This is a genomic window from Isoptericola dokdonensis DS-3 (assembly GCF_001636295.1).
In the GTDB taxonomy this organism is placed as follows: domain Bacteria; phylum Actinomycetota; class Actinomycetes; order Actinomycetales; family Cellulomonadaceae; genus Isoptericola; species Isoptericola dokdonensis.
This window is the reverse complement of the sequence record NZ_CP014209.1, coordinates 3101253-3121045: the sequence shown is the minus strand read 5'-3', so window position 1 is coordinate 3121045 and position 19793 is coordinate 3101253. Positions and strand designations below refer to the sequence as shown.

Below are 19793 nucleotides of genomic sequence, written 5' to 3'. Positions count from 1 at the left end.
CGCCCATCCAGGCGGGGACACTCGGAGGCGCCAAACCGATAGCGGAGCACAAGAGGTCGGCGGAGGTCCGGGTCCAGGGTGGCCGCAGGGCATCGCGCAGCGACGCCGCAGGCGCCGTTGACGCGGGCCGGAGCCGGCCGGATGCTCGGCTGCCGGTGCGGGGCCGGGACGTTCGCAACGAGCGTCAGCCCCAGGACCTCGCAGATGCCCCCCGAACGGCGGAACGACCTGCAAGAATACCGGCCATGACCGCGACGGTAGTGGGCGCCATTCTTCTTGCGATCGGCCTGATCTGGAGCGTCGGCGAACCCGGCGTCGACACGGCCGTGCTCTTCATCGTTCCCGGGACAGTCATCTTCGTGGTCGGCCTGATCCTGAACTCGAGCGCAGGGACCCGGCAGGAACTCGCCCGGATTCGAGTAGAGCTCGAGGCCTTGAACCGTGCTGGCACCCAGCCGGGCGAGTAGCTACAGCCTGAAGCAAGTGACCATGAAGGCGGTCCTGGGGAGACTCCGGGCCGCCTTCGCCGTGCCGGGGAGGCCGAACGGGTGGGGTGCGCGAAGCGCGCTTGCGAGCGGAGCGCGGGGCCCTGCCCGGCAGGCCTACCGCGCGGCAGAGCCGCGCCTTGCCTCGCAGAACACCAGGTCAGCGCAGTATCGTTCTTCGATGAGAAGGCCCATGGTGCCCCTGGTGGTCGTAGTCCTGCTGCTGGGCCTGTCGGCCTGCTCGGGCGGAACATCAGACGCTGAGGACGAGGCGTGCAACTCCATCCACGCATGGGAAACCGGAGGAGGCCAGGCCGACCGCTTCGATCAGGCGGTGGCCTCAGCTCAGGAGGAGTTGGCGGACTCAGATCACGATTCGCTGATCGCTGCCGCCGATGAGCTGGACGACGGCGCTGAGGAGGACCGTTCGGCCAGCGTCGAGAGCTTCCTGGCGCAGTGCACGGACCTGGGCTGGGAACCAGCCGAAGGGTGACGAGGGGTGCGCCCTGTCACGGATGCGCCAGGGAAGGACGAGCATCGACAGCGAAATCGCGGGCGACGACAAGAGGGTTGGGCGGATCCCGGGGGCTCGGGTCCGCCCTCCGTCGCGCAGGCAGCCGGACGAGTGGGCGAGCGACGGGCTCTGCCACTAAGTCTGACGCGCGACACCCAGGAACCCACGTCCTACTACTCGTCCACGACCAGGACGTGCGCGTCATCAACGCCGCCACCGGCGAGATCCTGCGCGAGCTCACCATCGACCTCACCCGCGACTACCAGCCACGCGGCACCACCACCACCGACACATGACAAAGGCCCGAACCCACATTCGTGGGTCCGGGCCTTGCCGATGTCCTGAGACATCACATGGCGGTAGCGGTGGGCTTCAAAACGGTGCGTTGGCCCGCTCTGTTCGCTCAGGTCGTTCTGGCACCTGACCTGGACATTCGCGAGTCCGCCCGTTGGACCGCGTCGCACCTGCGGGCACTGATCCGGTGTGCAAAACGGAGGGAATCTGGCGGCCTGTGGAGCGCTTGCCCCGACGATCTCTCAGCTTCGATTCTCGACCTCGTGTCGGAGCGCGGGCAGCCCGTGAGTTTCGATCATTGCCAAGAAGTCGCTGCAGGTCGAGGCCTCGTCGCGCCCGTCCGCCGAGAGCCGCCACCAGTAATCCCCGCCGCCGGCAACTCGGCCGATCCGCTCCTGGAAGCGCCCACGGGACAGAGAGTAGGTGTTCGGTGTGGGCTTCGCACCAAGGTGAGGACGCTCCTCAACCGCGCTCACCCACGCTGCTCGACTGATGACACTCAGGTTGGCCGTGAATTCGACGGTGTCACGGTCGCTCCACGTGCTGCGCTGGATACCGAGCTGCGCCCAGCAAGTGTCACTGGGCAGCGTGTAGGTCTGCCCGGACCCACGCAACCCCATCGAGCGCAGTCCAGGAGCGAGCCGATCACGAACGACGACGCGGAAGCGCTCCTGTGCGGTGGTCACGCCGGGATCCTACAAAGTGCAGAACCGGACGAGCAGGATGACGGAGGCGGCGCAGCCCCGCCACCAAGGTCGGTCGTCGTCAGTAGACCCCTGTCCCGCCGACAAGAACGGAGGCAATCTGGCGGCCTGTCGATACCTCGGCCGGTGGGGACACTCGGAGGCGCCGTACCGATAGCGGAGCACAAGAGGTCGGCGGAGGTCCGGGTCAAGGGTGGCCGCAGGCCATCGCGTAGCGACGCCGCAGGCGCCCTTGACGCGGTCCGGAGTCGGCCGGATGCTCGGCTGTCGGTGCGGGGCCGGGACGTCAGGGCGAAGGAGACCCCAGCTGACGCCGGCCCCCGGCACGAACGGCCCCGGGGCGACCTGCGTAGACTCCGCGCCGTGCCTCCGCCACCACGTCGTCGTCGACTCGTGTCGTTCTGGTTAGTCACTCTTCCGGTCTGGGTGGTCTCGATCGCCCTCGGCGGTGCGTGGGTCGCGATCGGGGTCTTCTGGTCCGTCGACAGCTGGCAGGCGACGCACCGAGGCATCGAGGGACGCTTCATCCCTCTGGTGGAGGACTGCGGCCCTAAGGACTGCCACTGGTACGGGGCCTTCGAGTCGGCCGACGGCGCGCACGACGTCGACGGCGTCAAGTTCTCCAGCGGCTTCGGGGAACCTCAACCCGAGGCGACCGAAGCAGCGATCGACCCGGTCGTGATCGCTCCGGGCGGGTCTGACGTCTACAACCCGCACGACAAGACTTGGACCTTCGCCTGGATCATGGCGGCGCTCGGCCCGTTCTTCACGTGGGCACTGATCGCGGGGACGAGCCAGGCTCGGGAGGATTGGTTGCGCAAGGGTCTGGAGCCGGACGAGCAGAACAATCAGGTCGTAGAGACCCGACGACGGCCGAACGCAACGGAGTGACGTTGGGGCTGCCCCAGCGGGCCGGGTGAAGTCGAGCGCCGGGGAGCACAGTGGGGTGCGCGAGCGAGCTTGCGAGCGAAGCGCGGGGCCCCGCGGTGCTCCCCGGCGCTCGCACGCGCGGCGGAGCCGCGCCTTGAGTCAGTAGGGAAACTCCTCACGTCGAACCTGACGACGGTCAGTCCTACAAATCAGAGCGCGGCCCTTCACTCCACTCCCCATCGAGAGGAGGCGCCGATGCTGGTTACGGCGGGTGCGTGCTGGCAGACTGGGGCCGTGGCTCAGCATCTGTACGGTCGAAGTGAAGACGACGCTGCCGTACGGTCCTACGACCGAGGCCTCGTGATCGTGGCAGGCGACTCGGGAATCGGCAAGACTAGCTTCCTTTCAAGCCTTGCCGGCGAGCGGACCGAGGACGATCTAGTGGCGTCACCGATCACACTCCGCGCCATACTAGGGTCCTTGCAGGGATCACTCGCCGAAGCGCTCGGAGACTGCCTCCATCAATACACCGTTCAAAATCCGGAAACCGCTCAAGCGGTCTGGGCCACGATCAAAACCGCAGCCGCTCGGCTGGTCGACGCAACCGGTCGCCAAGCAGGAAGTTTGCTCATATCCAGAGCATACGAATTCCTAGAGTCAAAACTTGGCAAGGAAGCATCGGGGGCAATACGTGCGGTACTGAAAGAGGTACTCAGGCCCGCCAGTGCCACCTATGAGGATCGGCTTGAATCGCTCGTCCTGCCGGACACAGCCGCAGACATTGCCGCCATCACCCGTGAAGTCGCACACCACACGAAGCGCCGTCTCGTACTTCTGCTGGACGGCGGCGAAAGGCTTGCCCCCGATGATCGCAGTCTCCTAGCCGAGCTTGCAACGTCTTTACAGGGCATCGACACACTCGTTATCGTCTGCGTCAACTCCAGCACGAACGAGGGAGCGGACGTAGTAAGAATGTCGGAAGGTCGCGACGCTCCCTGTCACCGCCTCGTCGCCCTCCAACGCACCGAAATCTACGAGTGGCTTGCGGCGCGAGGAGTCCCAGAAACATCATGGGATGCGATCGTCCACGCGTCAAGCGGATACCCGCTATTCATCGAAGATGCGATCCGGCTCGTTCACGGCGGGACTTCGCTCACGAAGATCAAAGCACCAATCCGATTCGAATCTCTCCTGCGCGCATCTTGGGATGCACTTGAGCCCGGAATGCAGCTAATTGTGACGCGGCTAGCCGGCTTTGCGGACCCTCCGACCGACGAGTTTCTGCGCGAATATCTCAATTATAGCTACTTGGAACTATCGACCCTAAGAAAGCGACTAGTATCTACGGGGGTATTCATCTCCCGCGCAGACGACGACGTTTGGTTCCATGAACGCCGCCGAAAGCACATTTGGGAAATGTTGCTCACCGACGGTGACCGACGCGCCGTCTCAGGAGAAATTCTCGCAGCCATTAGATCGCACACAATTTCCTCAGGTGTGATCTCCGCCTGGATATCTAGCGCTATTCCGTCGGTAGTGCGCCAAGCGCTACCCTCGGAGCGCGATGAATACGTCGACAATCTGATCTCACTAACAGACCATGAGCTCGGACTACTTTGGGCATTACTTGAAGTCCGGGAACCCAACGGCCAACGGGGAGTGTTCTGTGAGACAAGCGACGTCGTTCGCTATGCGACCGTCCGAGCTGGCTTCCGGGGCGATGCTGTGGGGGCGATCGAGCGTCTGGCCAACATGCAGATGGTCCATATGGCAACAAATGAGCATCTCTCCATCATCTGCCTCATAACTCCCGACGCCTTTGCCCAGGCCGCGCTCATCGGCGAAATCGAGCAGAGGTTCCAGGTCCGTCCGGTACCACGATTCGCTACTTCGGCTTTCGAGGCCTTCATACGACCGCTGCTGGGGCACTTCAAGGCGGCTACGATATCGCTCGGCGCTGGATCGCTTGCAAATCATCGTGACGCAATGAGGCAGCTTCCAGACGAAACCCATGGCACATCCTCGCCGACTTCGGCTCTGGGAGTCGACATCTCTGCCGACGGACACCCGGTCACGATTACCGCGCTATTCGACACCCAAGATGACCAAAGGGCCGCGAGGGACCGAATATCGGAGCGATACTCTTCCTCGCTCGCGAGCCGCTCTTCCCTGCGGGGCCTTACTGACTTGCCGCCGGTGCGCGTTCGATTCGGGAGATACCAGGAGCTTCTCGCGTCGTTTGAGTTGACTCGCAGCACGAACTCGGCAGCCGACGCTGAGGAACTGCTTAACTTGTACCGGAAGGCCGCAGAATGTTTCTCCCTCTTTCAAAGGCACATCTCGAACGAAGAGGCATCGGCCCTCGGGATAAGTCGGCGACTGCGTTACGTGCTGGATAGCTCCCAGTGGCCCACCTCTTGGACTGAGTACCTCGTGGGAGGAAATGGAGAGCGAGAGCCTGACCTCATAGATTGGGCTGGCCCCCGACCATCATTCTTCGATCCACTACTTGAGTTGCGCATGCGCGCGCAGGAAATGCTTGATCCCTCGGAGTCGATTCTTCATGCGACCATCCACGGCGGCGCGGAGCCTAGTATTGTTCATCCGCTACGCATGGCGGTTGAACGCCTTGCAAAGCATGGGCGGGAGTTCAACCGCGGATTGCCCCTGGTCGAGATTCCCCTAGATGAATCTGTACTGGCATCTCGCATTACAGATGAGCGCGCACTTTTGGCGGCAATTTCTGCTGAACTTGCCGAGGCATCGATCGTAACCGAACCTCTCAGCGATACCGATTCCGTGGTCGTTGTCATATCTGAGGTCGACCCTGGCCTCGAGTTGTCTCGTTGGCACGCTAGGACGTATCGCATTTGTGACCTAAAGCATCAGGTAGCCGTTCGAGTTCTGCCCGCGGGCACACACATTCCAACTTTTCGGGACCCGGTGTCGCACCTACGTACGCTTGGGTTTGACTATGACGAATCAGCGATTGCCTGGGTCTCTGGGGGTTCGGCCACATCGATCGTAGGTAGGCCACTCGGGTTTGACGACAGCGACGTGCGTCTTACTGGTCGCTAAGGTTCCACGGCCCAGCAAAATCGACTGGTTGAACGTATGCGACGGCCGCGCGACTCAAGTATCTCGAGGGCAAACAGAGGAGCCAGGCATGTATTGGCGCAGTCCAGGAGTGAACGAATTCTGGACGTGCAACCTTCCAACTTTGCATCCTGTCACTCGTGAGCACCTCTCGACTGTTAAGTTACTGGTGTAGCTGTCCGAAGGCTCTCGACGAACACCTGACCGGCGGCTGACAATTCCCAGTTCCACGGTCCATAGAACATCGTTGGATCGGCGTCCTCCGAGTTAGGGTCGTGGCCGTCGGTGGCGAAGTAGATTGCGCCACGGGCCTCGCCAGCTTTGACCAAGAGGCCATCGGCGATGAGGTACTTCAGAAGCAACTCTTGACTAAGGTCAATCGTTATGGTGCGTTCACCAGGATTCTGGACGAAGTACTCTAGAACCCTTCGCTCAAGGTCGCCGTAACGATTATTGGTGAGCGCAAGGTTCGTCTTGTACGCGCGGACTGCCTTTGTATCTATTTCTTTGCTGGTTACCCGTGAATGACAGTTCGAGCAGAGCAGAATGAGATTTTCAAACTCGTGCGATTTGACATGTGACCACGGCACGATGTGATGGATCTGGAGCCCGACGGGTTGCCGGCAAGTCGGTATTGCACATCGATGTCCCGCTTCGACGAATACCTGACGCTTGATTCTTGCCGGTATTTGCGGTCGTCCTGCAGCCACTATGGCCCTTCCGTTTGCTTGTTGTTCTCAGTACTATCATCGCTGATGGCGATTCAGCGCTAGAGTCGCTCGCTTACCGCATCAGCGCCTCGATTGATTTCGTCATCGCGTCCGCGCCGGCTGCGGAAAGCTCCTGGCCCCGGAGCATGTTCTTTGCGTAGCCAAGTGATTGCAGTCCTGCCGCATGCGCGACCTCTATGTCCGAAACGGAATCTCCAATCAGCAGGGTTTCTCCGCGAGTGGCACCTGTGGTCCGTAAAGCTTCCTCGACCATATGCTTGTTTGGCTTCATTAGGTCGGGCCTGCGCTCTGGGCGGCCGACAATGTCTAGGACTCGCTCCGCTAGGTCGAATCGGTTGAGGTAGGTGCGTGCCGAACTAGCGGCGTTATTTGTGACGATGACAACGGGCACGCCGGCGTGGTTGAGAGCCGCGATCAGCTCGTGCGCGCCAGCGGTCGGCTCCGACGTTCGGGCTGCCTCGACCTCGGCTTCGATGCACGCCGCTTCGACGTCCGGCAGCGCGTTTGGCGCGTAGGCGCCGGCCCAGCGGATGATCGCGAGGTGGTCGGAGGTATTGCGAATCTCGGCAGGCGGGAGGCAGTGACAGGCCAAAGCTGCGCGCGCTGCGTCGGCAGCCTGCATGTTGAGCGGGGCGGGCATGAGTGGTGTGACGGGTCCGTCGAAGTCGAGGAGGACGGCGCGGGCGGACCACAGCAGCGTGCGGGCGTCGGTCACTGGGCATCCTCGACGGCGATGGTGTTCCAGACGCTGTCGAACCAGTTGCGGGTCTCGATGACGAACTGCGTGTCGACGGCCTCGATGTCGCCGTCGTCGGTCCAGTGGAACAGGACGGTGTCCTTGCCCATGGGGTCGTAGATGGAGACCTGACGGCCCGAGGTCCGGACGTCGTGCTTGACGACCGGGTAGTAGCCAAAGAAGGCATCGGCACCGTTGATGACATACGCCTTGAACATTGGGGCCGCAGTGAACCGGCGCGTTTCAACAGTGGCGTCCGGGACCAGACCGAGGTCTGCGAGCTCCTGAACGGCGTCCGTGACACCGCCGATGTAGCGGGTACTGAGGTCGTTCATGCGAGCACGCGCAGCGGCCGAGTCGCGCTCGAGGCCGTCGACCGCCACGGGCAGGGCGAGGGGCTGGGTCATGTCGGAGACGAGGATGCGGATCCGGATCGACTTCGGCGTGAGCCGGCCCGCGCGGATCTTGTCGAGCGGTTCGGCGATCGCGCCGTGCAAAGTCTCGGCGGTGTAGCCGAGGAAGTCGATGCTGACCTCGTCGGCCTCGAACGCCTTCTCGATGTGCGGTCGGAGGCCCACGGGCTTCTCCGTGCGTTCGCGCGCGAAGACGCCGCTTCCCTGGCGGGAGACGACAAGCGACTCGTCCTTGAGGACACGCAACGCCTGCTGGATCGTCATCCGCGAGACGCCATAGCGCTCGGCCAGCTCGTTCTGGCTGGGCAGCTTGTCCCCCGGCTCGATCTTGCGCGTGAGGATCGCAGCGCGGAGCGCCGTCGCCACCTGGAGGTAGGGCGGTCGCGGGTCGTCGGGATCGAGACTCATGCCGTCCACCCTAGAGCGCGTTGTCCATCCAAGTCAGCCAACCTTGCCCAGTCCGTTGACATGACTAGTCAAGCCGTGCATCCTGAGTGAGTCCAACCACATGGCTAGTCAACCTAGTCACGAGATGCAGGGAGTCAGACCATGGCACTCGCCAAGCGTTTCCCCATCGCTCACGCGATGGTCTTCCCCAACGGGGCGTTCCTGCGCGGCTACGTGGAGCCGGTCGCGGACTTCAACGGCGAGAAGCGGGCCGACGGCTCGCGTCCGCAGCAGCGTGACAAGGAGACCGGGCTGCCGTTGTGGCAGTGCACGGTCATCGACGCTGACGACGACGCGAACCGCAAGGACATCGGCGTGAGCGTGAAGTTCGCGGCCGAGGTCCAGCCGGTGCCGCCGAAGAACACCTCTCCCCTGCCGTGGACGCCCGTGGAGTTCACCGGCCTGACGGCGCTGCCCTGGATCGACGACTCTGGTCCGCGCCCGCGCCTGTCATGGTCGTTCCGGGCCAGCGGCATGGTCGCTCCTGGGCAGGACCGCACCGACGCGAAGCCGCCCACGGCGAAGGCGGCGGCCTGATGTCCGCGGCCACGGGCGGGCTCGCGCCTGCGGAGCTGCTGCAGGTCGCCGGGGACCTGGTCGAGTGGGTCGGCGGCCGGGTCGGCTACCTCGCGCTGGGACGCACGTGCGTGAGCGTGCACGTCGACAACCAGGCGGATGCGGAGCACCTGGCCCGGCTGCTGTCCCTGGGCGAGGTGACCGAGTACCCGCCCGAGGACCATTCCCGAGGGTTCACGGTGTGGTCCTCGATGTCCGGGGTCGAGCCGCGGTTCGCGGTGCACTACGCGGGCGAGCTGGTCCGACCGGTGCGCGCGTTCCCTCCGACCGAGCCGTGGTGGGACGACCTCGACGACCGTCCGTCTGATGGGGTGGAGGCGGCGTGATGGACGCGCTCGGCACGGCGTGGGCCGTCACCCGGACTGTCGCGGGGGCGGCGTGGCATCTGGTCTGGTGGACGCTGCGGTCCTGGCGGCTGCTGCTGGCCTGCGTCGTGCTGGGCAACGTCCTGCTCATCCTCGACCAGCGCCTCGCCGGCTACGCGGTCATCTGGTGCGTCCCGGCGTTCTGCCTGCTGCGCGCGGTCTGGTCCGTCGTGCACCCGCTGACCTACGAGGCGGTGCTCGGTGGGCCGATCCGGCGCCGCGGATGGCGACGTCACCTGCGCAAGCGGTGGTCGACGATTGCCGACCGCTGCGGCCTGGCGACCTCGGACTCCGACGACGGGGCACGGGTGATCCCCCGCCTGCGGCGTGTGCGCACCTCGGGGAACACGCTCACCTTCCGGGTCCGGGCCCGCGTCGGGCACACCGTCGACGACGTCGCCGCCGCGGCCGAAGCCATTGCGACGTCGGTCGGTGCCGAGGCGGTCGAGACTCGCCGGATCGGCGGCGGGTGGCTCGAGCTGGTCTTGACGATGCGCGAGCTGCTGCACGTGCCGACCCTGCCGGTCATCCCGTCCGCGATCGAGACTGGCGCGGTCACCCTCGGGCGCACCTCGGACGGATCACCCTGGCGCCTCGATCTCACAGCCCGGCACACCCTCGTCGTCGGCCGCTCCGGATCAGGGAAGGGGTCGATCTTCTGGGGCATCGCCGGGAACCTCGCTCCGGCCTCGCACGCCGGGATGGTGCAGCTGTGGGGCGTCGACCTCAAGGGCGGCGTCGAGGTCGCGGTCGGCGCGCCGATGTTCTCCCACGTCGCCATGAACGAGCCCGACGCCGTCCGGCTCCTCGCGGACCTGCACCGCGTCATCGTCGACCGGCAGAGCCTCATGCGTGGCCTGTCGCGCTCGTTCACCCCGACACCGGGCGATCCCGTCCACGTGCTGATGATCGACGAACTCGCCGTGCTGACCGCCTACGCCTCCAAGGACGTCGTCAACGAGGCCGCAACGCTGCTGAAGCTGATCCTGACGCAGGGGCGCGCGTTCGGGGTCATGGTCGTCGCGTTCGTGCAGGACCCGCGCAAGGAGACCGTGGGCATGCGGGAACTGTTCACCCAGACGATCGCGCTACGACTCGCGTCGGCGTCCGAGACGCGCATGGTCCTCGGAGAAGGCATGGCCGCTGCCGCGCCCGCACACCACGTCGCGGCCACCATGCCCGGCGCCGGGTACCTCGTCGGGGACGACGGCCACGTCGAACGGGTGCGCGCGGACTACTGGGCCGACGACTTCATCCGCATGGTCGCCGCCACCTACCCGGCACCGCCCGTTCCCCCGCTGCCCACCGAAGCCGAGGCGGGCTCCCCCGTGGGCAACGATGTCCCGGCGGGTGCTCCGGGCGAGCCCGTCGAGACGGCGCCGCGTCCGCGAACGCCGCGCAAGCGATCCCCCCGCAGGTCGACCGTCGAGCGGGACGCCGAGGTCGCCTGATGAACGCGGCCACGGCGACGGCTGAGGGCTTCTGGGGGCATTCCCCCGAGGTCCCTCTCGACCTGGTCGACCTCACGGACGCGCAGGCTGCTGGAATCGTGGCCCGCCTGCGCGACCGCACGACGGGCGCCTTCGCCGAAGCGGCTGCCCTCACCGGCTACTGCTCCCACCCCATCCGGCTGCAGGGCACCTCGACGACGATCGACGCGGCGACGGGCGAGGTGCTGTCGCAGTTCAGCTCCGCCGACGCCCCGCTCGCCACCCTGTACCGGGCATGCGGCAACCGACGCGAGTCCGTCTGCCCCGCCTGCTCCCGCGTGTACGCCCGCGACACGTTCGAGATGATCCGCGCAGGCCTGCTCGGCGGCAAGACCGTCCCCGACACCGTCGCGGACAACCCGCTCGTCTTCGCGACCCTCACCGCGCCGTCGTTCGGGCACGTCCACGGCACCGGAGGCAAGCGCGGCGGCGGACGCTGCCGCCCCCACGGCACCGGCGTCTGCCCGCACGGCCGCCCCCGCTCGTGCACCGCCCAGCACTCCGACACCGACCCCCTCGTGGGCGGGCCACTGTGCGAGGCCTGTTACGACTGGCACTCCGCCGTCGTGTGGCAGTGGCACGCCCCCGAGCTGTGGCGCCGCTTCACCATCGCCCTACGCCGCCAGGTCGCCGACCGCCTCGGCGTCCCCGAGTCCGCCCTGCGCGACGTCGCCTCGGTGCAGTTCGCCAAGGTCGCCGAATACCAGGTGCGCGGCCTCGTGCACTTCCACGCCCTCATCCGCCTCGACGGACCCGACGGCCCCGGCTCCCCCGCACCCCTCGACGGCAAGACCCTGGCCCAGGCCGCCAAGGACGCCGCCCGGTCCGTCGTGGTCACCGCTCCCCCGGTCGACGGCGGCGACGTCCCGCGCCTGCTCCGCTTTGGCAAGCAGCTCGACGTGCGGTGCGTGCGCTCCGGCGTGCCGGACAACGACGACGGCACCGACGACCTGCGCCCCGAACAGGTAGCCGGTTACCTCGCCAAGTACTCCACCAAGGGCACCGGCACCGACCCGTCCGCGCCGCGACCGCACCACCAGCGCCTCATCCGCACCTGCCGGTGGCTTGCCGAACGCGCCCGTACCGCGTGCCGTGGGCTCGCCGGCCCGGACCCCGAGGACGACGACGGCTGCCTGTGCGGGCAGTGCGCTGACAGCCCCTACCGGCTTTTGACCAAGTGGGCGCACATGCTCGGCTTCCGCGGCCACTTCTCCAGCAAGTCGCGCCGCTACTCCATCCCCCTCGGACGACTCCGCCGGGCCCGTGCCAGGTTCCAGAAGCTCAAGGCCGACGCCGATCGCGACGGCACACCGATGGACACCGCCGACCTCGAGAACCGCCTGCTCGCCGACGACGAGGACACGACGCTCGTCATCGGGCATTGGACCTACGCCGGCACCGGCTGGACCAACCCGGGCGACAAGGCTCTCGCCGACGCCGCAGCCGCGCGTGCTCGCGAGTACGCCCAGTGGAAGGCGCGCACCCGCGGCGGTGAAGTCCCGATCACGCCCGCAGCATGAGGGACTCCTGGACCCGGCCCGGCTCGAACGGGCAACCACCCTCTCCAACTGCGGGCAGGACGCGCCTTTACCTCTTGGGTGCGCCTTGGGCGGGCTGGCATGACGCTAGCTCACCGGTCCAGACCCGAGCTAAGACATTCGAAGAAGTGATCTGCAGGTCCACCACGACGACGTAGGAGGAAGAGCCATGAGCACCACGAGCGTGAGCCAGATCGACCGGACGTCCACCCGTCGGCGCCTGATGACGCCGGACGAGCTGGCCGACTACCTGGGCGTGAGCCTGCATTGCGTGTACGCGTGGTCGAGCCGCGGTGGTGGGCCGAACGTGGTCCGTGTCGGCGCTCGGCTGCGCTACCGGCCCGACGACGTCGAGGCGTGGTTGGATCGCGTCACCGACGACCGCGCGGTGGGCTGAGCCGTGCCGCGCAAGCCCATCGAGCCGGGACGCTGGGGGCAGATTCGCCGCCGTGAGATCTCCCCCGGCGTCTGGCGGGCTCAGGCGCTGTACCGCGACTTCACCGGGGTGCTGCACAAGTACGAGGCCCGCGGGCCGTCCGGTGCCGCTGCGCAGCGTCGCTTGGAGGACAAGCTGCACCGTGCGAGCACGGACGGCACGACCAGCGGTGGCGCCGCGATCACGCCGGAGTCCCGGATGACGGTCGTCTTCGACCAGTGGGTGTCAGAGAAGCGGGTCGAGGGGCAGATCACGCCGCAGTCGCTCGCGACGTATCTCGGCGTGTTGGAGCGGGACCTCCGTCCGGCGTTCGGAGCGCTGCGGGTGCGGGAGGTGACGCCTGTCGCGGTGAACCGGGTGCTCATGGCGTTGAGTTCGGCGCAAAAGTTCGACACCGCCCGCCAGGCTCGCAACGTGCTGTCGCAGGTCATGATGATGTGCGTCCGGTACGGGGCCGCGCCGTTCAACCCGGTGCGGGACGCCGTGACGGTGCGCAAGCCGCGGCGGGCCGAGGTCCGTGCGCTCGGGCTGGAGGACATCGCGCTGCTGCGCAAGGCCGTGCGGGAGTGGGAGGACCGTCCCGCGCTCCCCCGCGGTCGGCGGAACGTCACGCTGCTGCCGCAGATCGTGGACACGATGCTCGGCACCGGCCTGCGGATCGGTGAGTGCCTGGCGCTGCGGGAGGCGGACCTCGACCTCGAGGCTCTGATCCCGACGCTCACCGTGACGGGCACCGTGGTCCGGGTCGAGGGGCGGTTGCTGCGGCAGTCGAAGCCCAAGTCGGACTCGTCACGCCGGACCATCACCCTGCCAGACTTCGTCGTCGCGGCCATCACCGAGGCATTGGACCTCGGGCTCGACGGCGGGCCGGACGCTCTGGTGTTCCCGTCCACCAGCGCTACGCCGCGTTCGCCGAGCCGGATCCGCGACCAGCTCCGCGACGCGCAGGCCGCCATCGGCACCAAGGTCACACCGCACGACTTCCGCCGCACCGTCGCCACCCAGGTCGCCAACTCGACCACGATCGCCAACGCGACCGCGCTGCTCGGGCACGCTGACGAGGGCACCACGGTGCGGCACTACGTGAAGCGGACCCACGTCGCCCCGGACCTGCGGACGGTGATCGACCAGCTCGTCACCCAGGCGTCGTCGTCGGGCGTCCCGGAAGGGAAAACGGAGTGAAAAAGGAGTACGGGAAACGACGAAGGACCCCACAGCCGCATGATTCTGCGGGTGGGGCCCTTCGGGTGGCGGTAGCGGTGGGATTTGAACCCACGGTGGACTTGCACCCACACACGCTTTCGAGGCGTGCTCCTTAGGCCGCTCGGACACGCTACCTTCGCCGGACGGACCGGCCTGACGATGCTACCGGACCGGATGCCTCCGGCGAAATCCGCCGTCCTGCGACGTCGGTCACGGCCTGCGAGGTAGTACCGGCGGTCGTGAGGTCGCACCCCTGGGGTACGACCTCACGACCGGCGGTACTACCTCGTGGCGCGAGGGTCAGGCGCAGGGCGTCCCGGCGTCCCACGCGTTCCAGGTGTTGGCGGCGGGCGACTGGCCGCGGGTCCACCACATGGCGGTGTGGTTGACGCCGGCTTGGGAGACGACGTCACCGTTGGAGTACGTGGCGGCGGGGTCGTACGCGGGGGCGCAGTCCTCGGCGCTGACGGGGAAGGTTCCGCGGGGACCGACCTTCACCCAGGGGCCGTTCTTGGCGCCGGGCTCCTGGGCGCGGGTCCACCAGCGCGCCTGGTACTCGGTGCCGTTGTGGGCCACGACGTCCCCGGCGGTGTACACGCCGGAGGCGTACCAGGGGGCGGCGCCGGGGCCTTCGACGAGCGGGCCGGGGGTGGCGGCGCGGAACGTGTCGGCGAGGGTGCCGCCGAGCTCGTTCTTGTAGTCACCGGCGATGTCCCAGAAGTAGGCGCCGCCGTAGCCGTTCTCGGCGACCCAGGAGGCCTTGGCGGCCACGGAGCGCGGGGTGTCGAGGCTCCACCACTGGTCGCCGTCGTAGCGGTAGGCGGCGACGGCCTCCTCGTCGTAGTACTCGGTGCCGAGGTCGTGCAGCTCGGAGTAGTTCTTCACGCCGACGGCGGCCTCGGCGGGTGCGCCGGGGGTGGGGTCGTCGACGCCGCGCCAGCCCTGGCCGTAGGCGGCGAGGCCGAGGACGATCTGGTCGTCGTCGTACCCGGCGGCACGGTAGGCGCCGAGCAGCCCGTCGGCGGCGAGGCCCCAGTTGGCGCTGGGGTTGTCGGGCCAGGCGTAGGGGTGCAGGTTGCCCTGGTGGCCGGTGCGGTTGGCGACCCAGGTGCCGTGGTAGTCGTAGCCCTGGATGTTGAGGAAGTCGACGACGTCCGCGAGGCGCGGGTCGACCCAGCCGCCGTTGGTGCGCGGGCCCCAGCCGGCGGGTGCGAACCCGGTGAGCAGGTAGTCCTCGCCGGTGACGGCGGAGCGCTCGTCGAGCTCGGCGCGGAACAGCTCCATGAGCGCGAGGAAGTTCTCCTTGTCGACGGCCGGGTTCGGCGAGGGGTGCTCGCCGGTGTCCGCGGGCCACTCCCAGTCGACGTCGAAGCCGTCGAAGATGCCCGCGGCGACGCCGTCGCCACCCTGCTCCCCGTAGACGGGCAGGTCGCCGTCGAGGTACGTGGAGATGCAGGAGTCGACGAGCCGCTGGCGGGACTCCGCGGTGAGCGCGGCCTCGGAGAAGTTGTCGGACCAGGTCCAGCCGCCGAGCGAGATGGTGATCTGCAGGTCGGGGTACAGCTCCTTGAGCTTGCGGAGCTGGTTGAAGTTGCCGGCAAGGGCCTGGTCGGGGGTGTCGGCGACGCCGTCGACGGAGTCGCTCGCGCCGACGAGGCGCAGGTAGTCGTTCTCCGGGTCGCCCTCGGGCTGCCCGGCGTCGATCCCGCCGTCGGGCACGACGTCGTCGCTGATGTCGCACACGAGGTCGGTGGTGACGTTGCCGAAGGCGTAGGTGAGGTGCGTGAGGTCCGCCACGGCGCCGGTCTTGACGAGGTCGGCGACCTCGTAGTCGTGGGAGTCGGCGACACCCCAGCCGGGGAAGTAGCCGAGGGTGCGGAACCCGTTGACGCCGTCGGCGTCGTGGGTGGAGCCGGCGTCGGGGGCGGACGGCTTGGCCGCGTGGGCGGCCGCGCCGGTGCCGACGACGAGCGCGCCGGCGGTGACCAGGGCGAGAGCCGCGCGGCGGCTCGGGGTCGAACGGTGTCTCATCGATGAGCCTCACTGGGAGCACAGGAGTTTGTTCGGACTCCTGCAAGTTAGCGCCTGAGCGTCCGCTGTGACCAGGGACACACCGCGATCTCCACCGATTCGTTATCTCGCCTGACAAGTCTCGCCGGGCCGAATCACCAGGCTTCCCAGCAAAACCGCAGGCCGGGCACAGTCCCCCACCGGCCGGGCCGTGTTCACTCGCTGCTCATGACCGAGTCCCCGTCGCGGCCCGCGCCGCACCCGACACCCGGAGCCGAACCATGTCGCCCTACCTCCTCTACGCGATCGACGCCGTCGCCATCGCGGTCCTCACCTTCGCCCTCTACTTCCCGCGCCACCGCCGCCGCGACCTCGTCGTCGCGTTCCTCGGGATGAACGTCGGAGTGATCGCCGTCGCGTCCGTCCTCGCCCAGAGCAGCGTCGGCGCCGGCCTCGGCCTCGGCCTGTTCGGTGTGCTGTCGATCATCCGGCTGCGCTCCAACGAGCTCTCCCAGTACGAGGTCGCCTACTACTTCGCGTCCCTCGCCCTCGGCCTCCTCGGCGGCCTCGGGTCGTCCGTCGGCTGGCTCGCCGTCGCCGGGATGGCGCTCATCCTTCTCGTCATGTCGCTCGCCGACAGCCCGCGCCTGTTCGCCGCCCACCGCACCGCGCACGTCGTCGTCGACCGGGCCGTCACCGACCACGGCGAGCTGGTCGCCCACCTCGAGCACCTGCTCGGCGGCCGCGTGCACAGCGCCTCGGTGGAACGGCTCGACCTCGCCAACGACACGACCTGGGTCGAGGTGCGGTACCGCACCGACGTCGCGCCGTCCCGGCCCCTCCCGGACGCTCTGCCGACCACCCCGCTGGAGGGACCGCGGCACGCCGACCTGGCGGTGACCCGATGACGGCCATCACCGCCGCCGACGTCGTCGCCCGCGGCCTCGCCCCGCACGCCGCGGTCTCGCTCGCCGAGCTCGACGCCACGGCCGCGCTCCAGACCCGCGTCGACCGCAAGTACGTGCTCACGGCCGACGAGGTCGCCGACCTGCTCGCCGCCCTCTCCCCCACCACCCGCGTCCTGGAGATCGACGACCGCCGCACCTTCACCTACGCCTCCACCTACTACGACACCCCCGACCTCGTGACCTTCCACCAGGCCGCCCACCGCCGTCGGCGCCGCTACAAGGTGCGCACGCGCACGTACGTCGACACCGGCGGCACGTTCCTCGAGGTGAAGACCCGCGCCGCCCGCGGCGTCACCGTCAAGGAGCGCGTCCCCGCCGAGGACGCCGGACCGCGCCTCACGCCCGACGCCGCCGGGTTCGTCGACGACCGGCTCGCCGCCGCCCGCGTCACCGCACCACCGTCGTCCGACCTGCGGCCCGTGCTGTCCTCCCACTACCGCCGCACCACCGTGCTCGCGCCCGACGCCCGCGTCACCCTCGACACCGACCTCACCTGGCGCCTCGCGCCCGGCCCCGACGGCGACGCCCGCTGGGCCGACGTCGGTGGCCTCGTCGTCGTCGAGACCAAGGCGGGCACCGCACCGTCGTCCGTCGACCGCCTGCTCTGGCGCGCCGGGCACCGACCCGACCGCATCTCCAAGTACGCGACAGGGCTCGCCGTCCTGCGCCCCGACCTGCCCGACCACCCCTGGCGACGCCTGCGCCGCGAGCGCCTGGCCGCCTGACCGCCTGACCGAAGGGAACCACCATGAACCCGCAGCACCTGCCCCGCTGGGCCCGCACCCCCTGGACCAAGGCCGTCGCCGTCGCCGCGACGGGCGTCCTCACCCTGGGCGCCGTCGCCGCCTGCACCGCCGAGGACGCGACCTCCGCGAGCGCCGCCGGCTCCTCGACGAGCACGAGCGAGGTGTCCGCCACGTCGTCGGTCGGGATGACCGCCACCGAGGTGCTCGCCGAGAACCTCGACGCGTCCGGGACCGTCGAGCTCGCCGCGTCGACCTGGGACACCGCGGACGAGGTCGCGGTCGACCTCGGCAACCCCGCCGCGGCCGACGGCGTCGAGGTCGACGGCGACACCGTCACCATCACCGCACCCGGCACGTACGTGCTGTCCGGCACGCTCGCCGGACAGGTCGTCGTCGACTCCGCCTCCGACGGCGTCGTGCGGCTCGTGCTCGACGGCGCCGACATCACGTCGTCCACGGGTGCGGCGATCGACGTCCGCGACGCCGACCAGGTGTCGGTGGTGCTCGCCGACGGGTCGACGAACCGCCTGGAGGACGCCGCGACCTACGAGGACACCACCAGCGACAACGCCGCCAACGCCGCCCTCTACTCGACCGCCGACCTGGCGATCTCCGGCAGCGGCGCGCTCGAGGTCGTCGGCAACGCGAACGACGGGATCACCGGCAAGGACGGTCTGATCGTCGCGGGCGGGAACATCACCGTCACCGCGGCCGACGACGCAGTGCGCGGCAAGGACTACCTCGTCGTCTCGGGCGGCACGCTCGACCTCACCGCCGGTGGCGACGGGCTGAAGTCCGACGCCGACGACGACGCGACCGCCGGGTACGTCGCCCTCCTGGGCGGCGAGGTGACGGTCGCGGCCGGGTCGGACGGCGTGCAGGGCTTCACCGACGTCGCCGTCGTCGACGGCGCGCTGACCGTGACGGAGTCCGAGGAGGGCGTCGAGGCGGCCGTCATCGCGATCTCCGGCGGTGACGTCGACCTGACCGCCACCGACGACGCGCTCAACGCCACCGTCAAGGAGGCGGAGGTCGAGACGACCGAGGAGTCGAGCAGCTCGACGGACGACGCGGCCGACGCCACTGCCGAGGACGACGCGACCGACGACCAGGCGATGCCGGCCGGACCCGGCGGAGGAGGCGGAGGCGACATGGCCGTCCAGGAGGGCGCGTCGCTGACCATCACCGGCGGCACGGTGCACGCCGTCGCCGGGACCGACGGGCTGGACTCCAACGGCGTCATCGCGATCAGCGGCGGCACCACGGTGGTCGAGGCCGCCGGGTCGGGCTCCGCCGACGCCGGTCAGGCGATGGGCGGCGGCGGCGAGGGCGCGATCGACGCCAACGGCAGCGTCACCGTCTCGGGCGGCACCGTCGTCACGTCGGGCAACGCCGCCACCGGCGCCGTCGACGTCAGCAACGGCTGGGCGAGCCTGGACGCGTCCGTCGCGGCGGGCGCCACGGTCGAGGTCGCGTCGTCGGACGGCGAGACACTGGCGTCCGTCGAGCTGACGCGGGAGACGTCGTCGCTCGGGTTCACCGCCGACGGCATGACCGCGGGCGACGAGGTGACGGTGCTCGTCGACGGCGAGCAGGTCGGCACCGCCACCGCCGAGGAGTCGGTGACCGGCACCATGGGTGGCGGCCCCGGCGGCGGGCAGCGGCCCGGCGGCGGCACCCCGCCCGAGGGCGAGCTGCCGGAGGGTGTGACCCCGCCCGAGGGCGGCCAGCTGCCCGGCGGCACCACCGACGGCACGACGTCGGGCACGACGTCGGGCACGACGTCGGGCACGACGGACGGGACGACGACCGACGCCTGACGCGAGTCAGCGCAAACCAGCGCGAGTCAGCGCACGACGGCGCGATTCAGCGCAAGCGAGCGCGAGTCAGCGCAAGCGAGCGCGAGTCAGCGCAAGCGAGCGCGAGTCAGCGCAGGCGAGCGCGAGTCAGCGCAGGCGAGCGCGAGTCAGCGCAAGGTCTTCTCGAAGTCCGCGCTGACTCGCCGTTCCTTGCGCTGACTCGCGCCCATCTGCGCTGACTGACGAACACGAGCGCTGACTGGTCCCTACTTACGCTGACTCGGCAGCTCTTGCGCTGACTGACCACCCGCTTGCGATGACTGGCCGTTTCGTACGCTGACTCGCGCCGACCTGCGCTGACTGGCCGTTTCT

General features: G+C 68.3%; 18 protein-coding genes and 1 tRNA gene. 13 read left to right on the top strand and 6 right to left on the bottom strand.

Features of this window, described 5'->3' with window-relative positions; translation table 11 throughout:
* The first annotated feature begins 245 nt into the window (after positions 1-245).
* Together I598_RS14245 and I598_RS14240 are read left to right on the top strand one after the other, a co-directional pair.
* A complete protein-coding gene (locus I598_RS14245; RefSeq protein WP_068203538.1) occupies positions 246-467 on the top strand; it encodes a hypothetical protein in 222 nt (73 codons plus the stop codon).
* A 211-nt stretch (positions 468-678) separates the two neighbouring features.
* A complete protein-coding gene (locus I598_RS14240) occupies positions 679-978 on the top strand; it encodes a hypothetical protein (protein WP_068203536.1) in 300 nt (99 codons plus the stop codon).
* Between the two features lie 557 nt (positions 979-1535).
* Here the strand turns inward: I598_RS14240 and I598_RS14235 are convergent.
* Positions 1536-1979 (bottom strand): DUF4304 domain-containing protein, encoded by a 444-nt coding sequence (locus I598_RS14235; RefSeq protein ID WP_157557252.1) that lies wholly within the window; start codon positions 1977-1979, stop codon positions 1536-1538.
* A 444-nt stretch (positions 1980-2423) separates the two neighbouring features.
* On the opposite strand from I598_RS14235, the gene I598_RS14230 reads away from it, so the two are divergent.
* Both I598_RS14230 and I598_RS17710 read left to right on the top strand, forming a co-directional pair.
* On the top strand, positions 2424-2888 hold the full coding sequence (locus I598_RS14230) for a hypothetical protein (protein WP_157557251.1): 465 nt from the start codon (positions 2424-2426) through the stop codon (positions 2886-2888).
* Between the two features lie 273 nt (positions 2889-3161).
* Positions 3162-5945 carry an ATP-binding protein gene (locus tag I598_RS17710; protein ID WP_198155702.1) on the top strand — a complete coding sequence of 928 codons (2784 nt, stop codon included), beginning with the start codon at positions 3162-3164 and terminating at the stop codon, positions 5943-5945.
* A gap of 176 nt (positions 5946-6121) precedes the next feature.
* Here the strand turns inward: I598_RS17710 and I598_RS17480 are convergent, their stop codons facing one another.
* The 3 genes from I598_RS17480 to I598_RS14220 all read right to left on the bottom strand — a co-directional run bounded on the left by I598_RS17480 (position 6122) and on the right by I598_RS14220 (position 8251).
* Positions 6122-6673: an HNH endonuclease gene (locus I598_RS17480; protein ID WP_198155701.1), complete on the bottom strand. Its 552-nt coding sequence runs from the start codon at positions 6671-6673 to the stop codon at positions 6122-6124.
* A 73-nt stretch (positions 6674-6746) separates the two neighbouring features.
* Positions 6747-7409, bottom strand: coding sequence for an HAD family hydrolase (locus I598_RS14225; RefSeq protein WP_068203532.1), 663 nt, complete (start codon positions 7407-7409; stop codon positions 6747-6749).
* On the bottom strand, positions 7406-8251 hold the full coding sequence (locus I598_RS14220; protein ID WP_068205316.1) for a GntR family transcriptional regulator: 846 nt from the start codon (positions 8249-8251) through the stop codon (positions 7406-7408). The genes I598_RS14225 and I598_RS14220 overlap by 4 nt, the downstream gene beginning before the upstream one ends.
* A gap of 141 nt (positions 8252-8392) precedes the next feature.
* On the opposite strand from I598_RS14220, the gene I598_RS14215 reads away from it, so the two are divergent.
* The 6 genes from I598_RS14215 (at position 8393) to I598_RS14190 (ending at position 13877) form a co-directional block, all read left to right on the top strand.
* On the top strand, positions 8393-8827 hold the full coding sequence (locus I598_RS14215) for a hypothetical protein (RefSeq protein ID WP_068203530.1): 435 nt from the start codon (positions 8393-8395) through the stop codon (positions 8825-8827).
* The gene (locus I598_RS14210; protein WP_068203529.1) at positions 8827-9192 is read left to right on the top strand and encodes a hypothetical protein; all 366 of its coding nucleotides are present in this window, start codon (positions 8827-8829) and stop codon (positions 9190-9192) included. Before I598_RS14215 ends, I598_RS14210 begins: the two co-directional genes overlap by 1 nt.
* Positions 9192-10682, top strand: a complete 1491-nt coding sequence (locus tag I598_RS14205; protein ID WP_068203527.1) for an FtsK/SpoIIIE domain-containing protein — start codon at positions 9192-9194, stop codon at positions 10680-10682. The genes I598_RS14210 and I598_RS14205 overlap by 1 nt, the downstream gene beginning before the upstream one ends.
* On the top strand, positions 10682-12241 hold the full coding sequence (locus tag I598_RS14200) for a replication initiator (protein WP_198155700.1): 1560 nt from the start codon (positions 10682-10684) through the stop codon (positions 12239-12241). The genes I598_RS14205 and I598_RS14200 overlap by 1 nt, the downstream gene beginning before the upstream one ends.
* Positions 12242-12428: 187 nt before the next feature.
* Positions 12429-12656 carry a helix-turn-helix transcriptional regulator gene (locus I598_RS14195; protein ID WP_068203525.1) on the top strand — a complete coding sequence of 76 codons (228 nt, stop codon included), beginning with the start codon at positions 12429-12431 and terminating at the stop codon, positions 12654-12656.
* Between the two features lie 3 nt (positions 12657-12659).
* Positions 12660-13877, top strand: coding sequence for a tyrosine-type recombinase/integrase (locus I598_RS14190; RefSeq protein ID WP_068203523.1), 1218 nt, complete (start codon positions 12660-12662; stop codon positions 13875-13877).
* Between the two features lie 66 nt (positions 13878-13943).
* Here I598_RS14190 and I598_RS14185 read toward each other — a convergent pair.
* Positions 13944-14033 (bottom strand) — tRNA-Ser (locus I598_RS14185).
* A 165-nt stretch (positions 14034-14198) separates the two neighbouring features.
* Positions 14199-15929, bottom strand: a complete 1731-nt coding sequence (locus tag I598_RS14180) for a glycosyl hydrolase family 18 protein (RefSeq protein ID WP_068203521.1) — start codon at positions 15927-15929, stop codon at positions 14199-14201.
* Positions 15930-16189: 260 nt separating this feature from the next.
* On the opposite strand from I598_RS14180, the gene I598_RS14175 reads away from it, so the two are divergent.
* Genes I598_RS14175 through I598_RS14165 form a run of 3 tightly spaced genes read left to right on the top strand, consistent with a single transcriptional unit; the run spans position 16190 to position 19442 of the window.
* The gene (locus tag I598_RS14175; protein ID WP_068203519.1) at positions 16190-16816 is read left to right on the top strand and encodes a DUF4956 domain-containing protein; all 627 of its coding nucleotides are present in this window, start codon (positions 16190-16192) and stop codon (positions 16814-16816) included.
* Positions 16813-17601: a polyphosphate polymerase domain-containing protein gene (locus I598_RS14170; protein ID WP_068203518.1), complete on the top strand. Its 789-nt coding sequence runs from the start codon at positions 16813-16815 to the stop codon at positions 17599-17601. The genes I598_RS14175 and I598_RS14170 overlap by 4 nt, the downstream gene beginning before the upstream one ends.
* A 23-nt stretch (positions 17602-17624) precedes the next feature.
* Positions 17625-19442, top strand: a complete 1818-nt coding sequence (locus I598_RS14165; RefSeq protein WP_068203515.1) for a carbohydrate-binding domain-containing protein — start codon at positions 17625-17627, stop codon at positions 19440-19442.
* Positions 19443-19793: the final 351 nt, after the last annotated feature.

What these genes read in the sequence shown, in the direction of transcription:
- I598_RS14245 (WP_068203538.1), top strand. Translation starts at nt 246, where the DNA reads ATGACCGCGACGGTAGTGGGCGCCATTCTTCTTGCGATCGGCCTGATC.
- I598_RS14240 (WP_068203536.1), top strand. Translation starts at nt 679, where the DNA reads ATGGTGCCCCTGGTGGTCGTAGTCCTGCTGCTGGGCCTGTCGGCCTGC.
- I598_RS14220 (WP_068205316.1), bottom strand. Translation starts at nt 8,251, where the DNA reads ATGAGTCTCGATCCCGACGACCCGCGACCGCCCTACCTCCAGGTGGCG.
- I598_RS14215 (WP_068203530.1), top strand. Translation starts at nt 8,393, where the DNA reads ATGGCACTCGCCAAGCGTTTCCCCATCGCTCACGCGATGGTCTTCCCC.
- I598_RS14210 (WP_068203529.1), top strand. Translation starts at nt 8,827, where the DNA reads ATGTCCGCGGCCACGGGCGGGCTCGCGCCTGCGGAGCTGCTGCAGGTC.
- I598_RS14205 (WP_068203527.1), top strand. Translation starts at nt 9,192, where the DNA reads ATGGACGCGCTCGGCACGGCGTGGGCCGTCACCCGGACTGTCGCGGGG.
- I598_RS14200 (WP_198155700.1), top strand. Translation starts at nt 10,682, where the DNA reads ATGAACGCGGCCACGGCGACGGCTGAGGGCTTCTGGGGGCATTCCCCC.
- I598_RS14195 (WP_068203525.1), top strand. Translation starts at nt 12,429, where the DNA reads ATGAGCACCACGAGCGTGAGCCAGATCGACCGGACGTCCACCCGTCGG.
- I598_RS14180 (WP_068203521.1), bottom strand. Translation starts at nt 15,929, where the DNA reads ATGAGACACCGTTCGACCCCGAGCCGCCGCGCGGCTCTCGCCCTGGTC.
- I598_RS14175 (WP_068203519.1), top strand. Translation starts at nt 16,190, where the DNA reads ATGTCGCCCTACCTCCTCTACGCGATCGACGCCGTCGCCATCGCGGTC.
- I598_RS14170 (WP_068203518.1), top strand. Translation starts at nt 16,813, where the DNA reads ATGACGGCCATCACCGCCGCCGACGTCGTCGCCCGCGGCCTCGCCCCG.
- I598_RS14165 (WP_068203515.1), top strand. Translation starts at nt 17,625, where the DNA reads ATGAACCCGCAGCACCTGCCCCGCTGGGCCCGCACCCCCTGGACCAAG.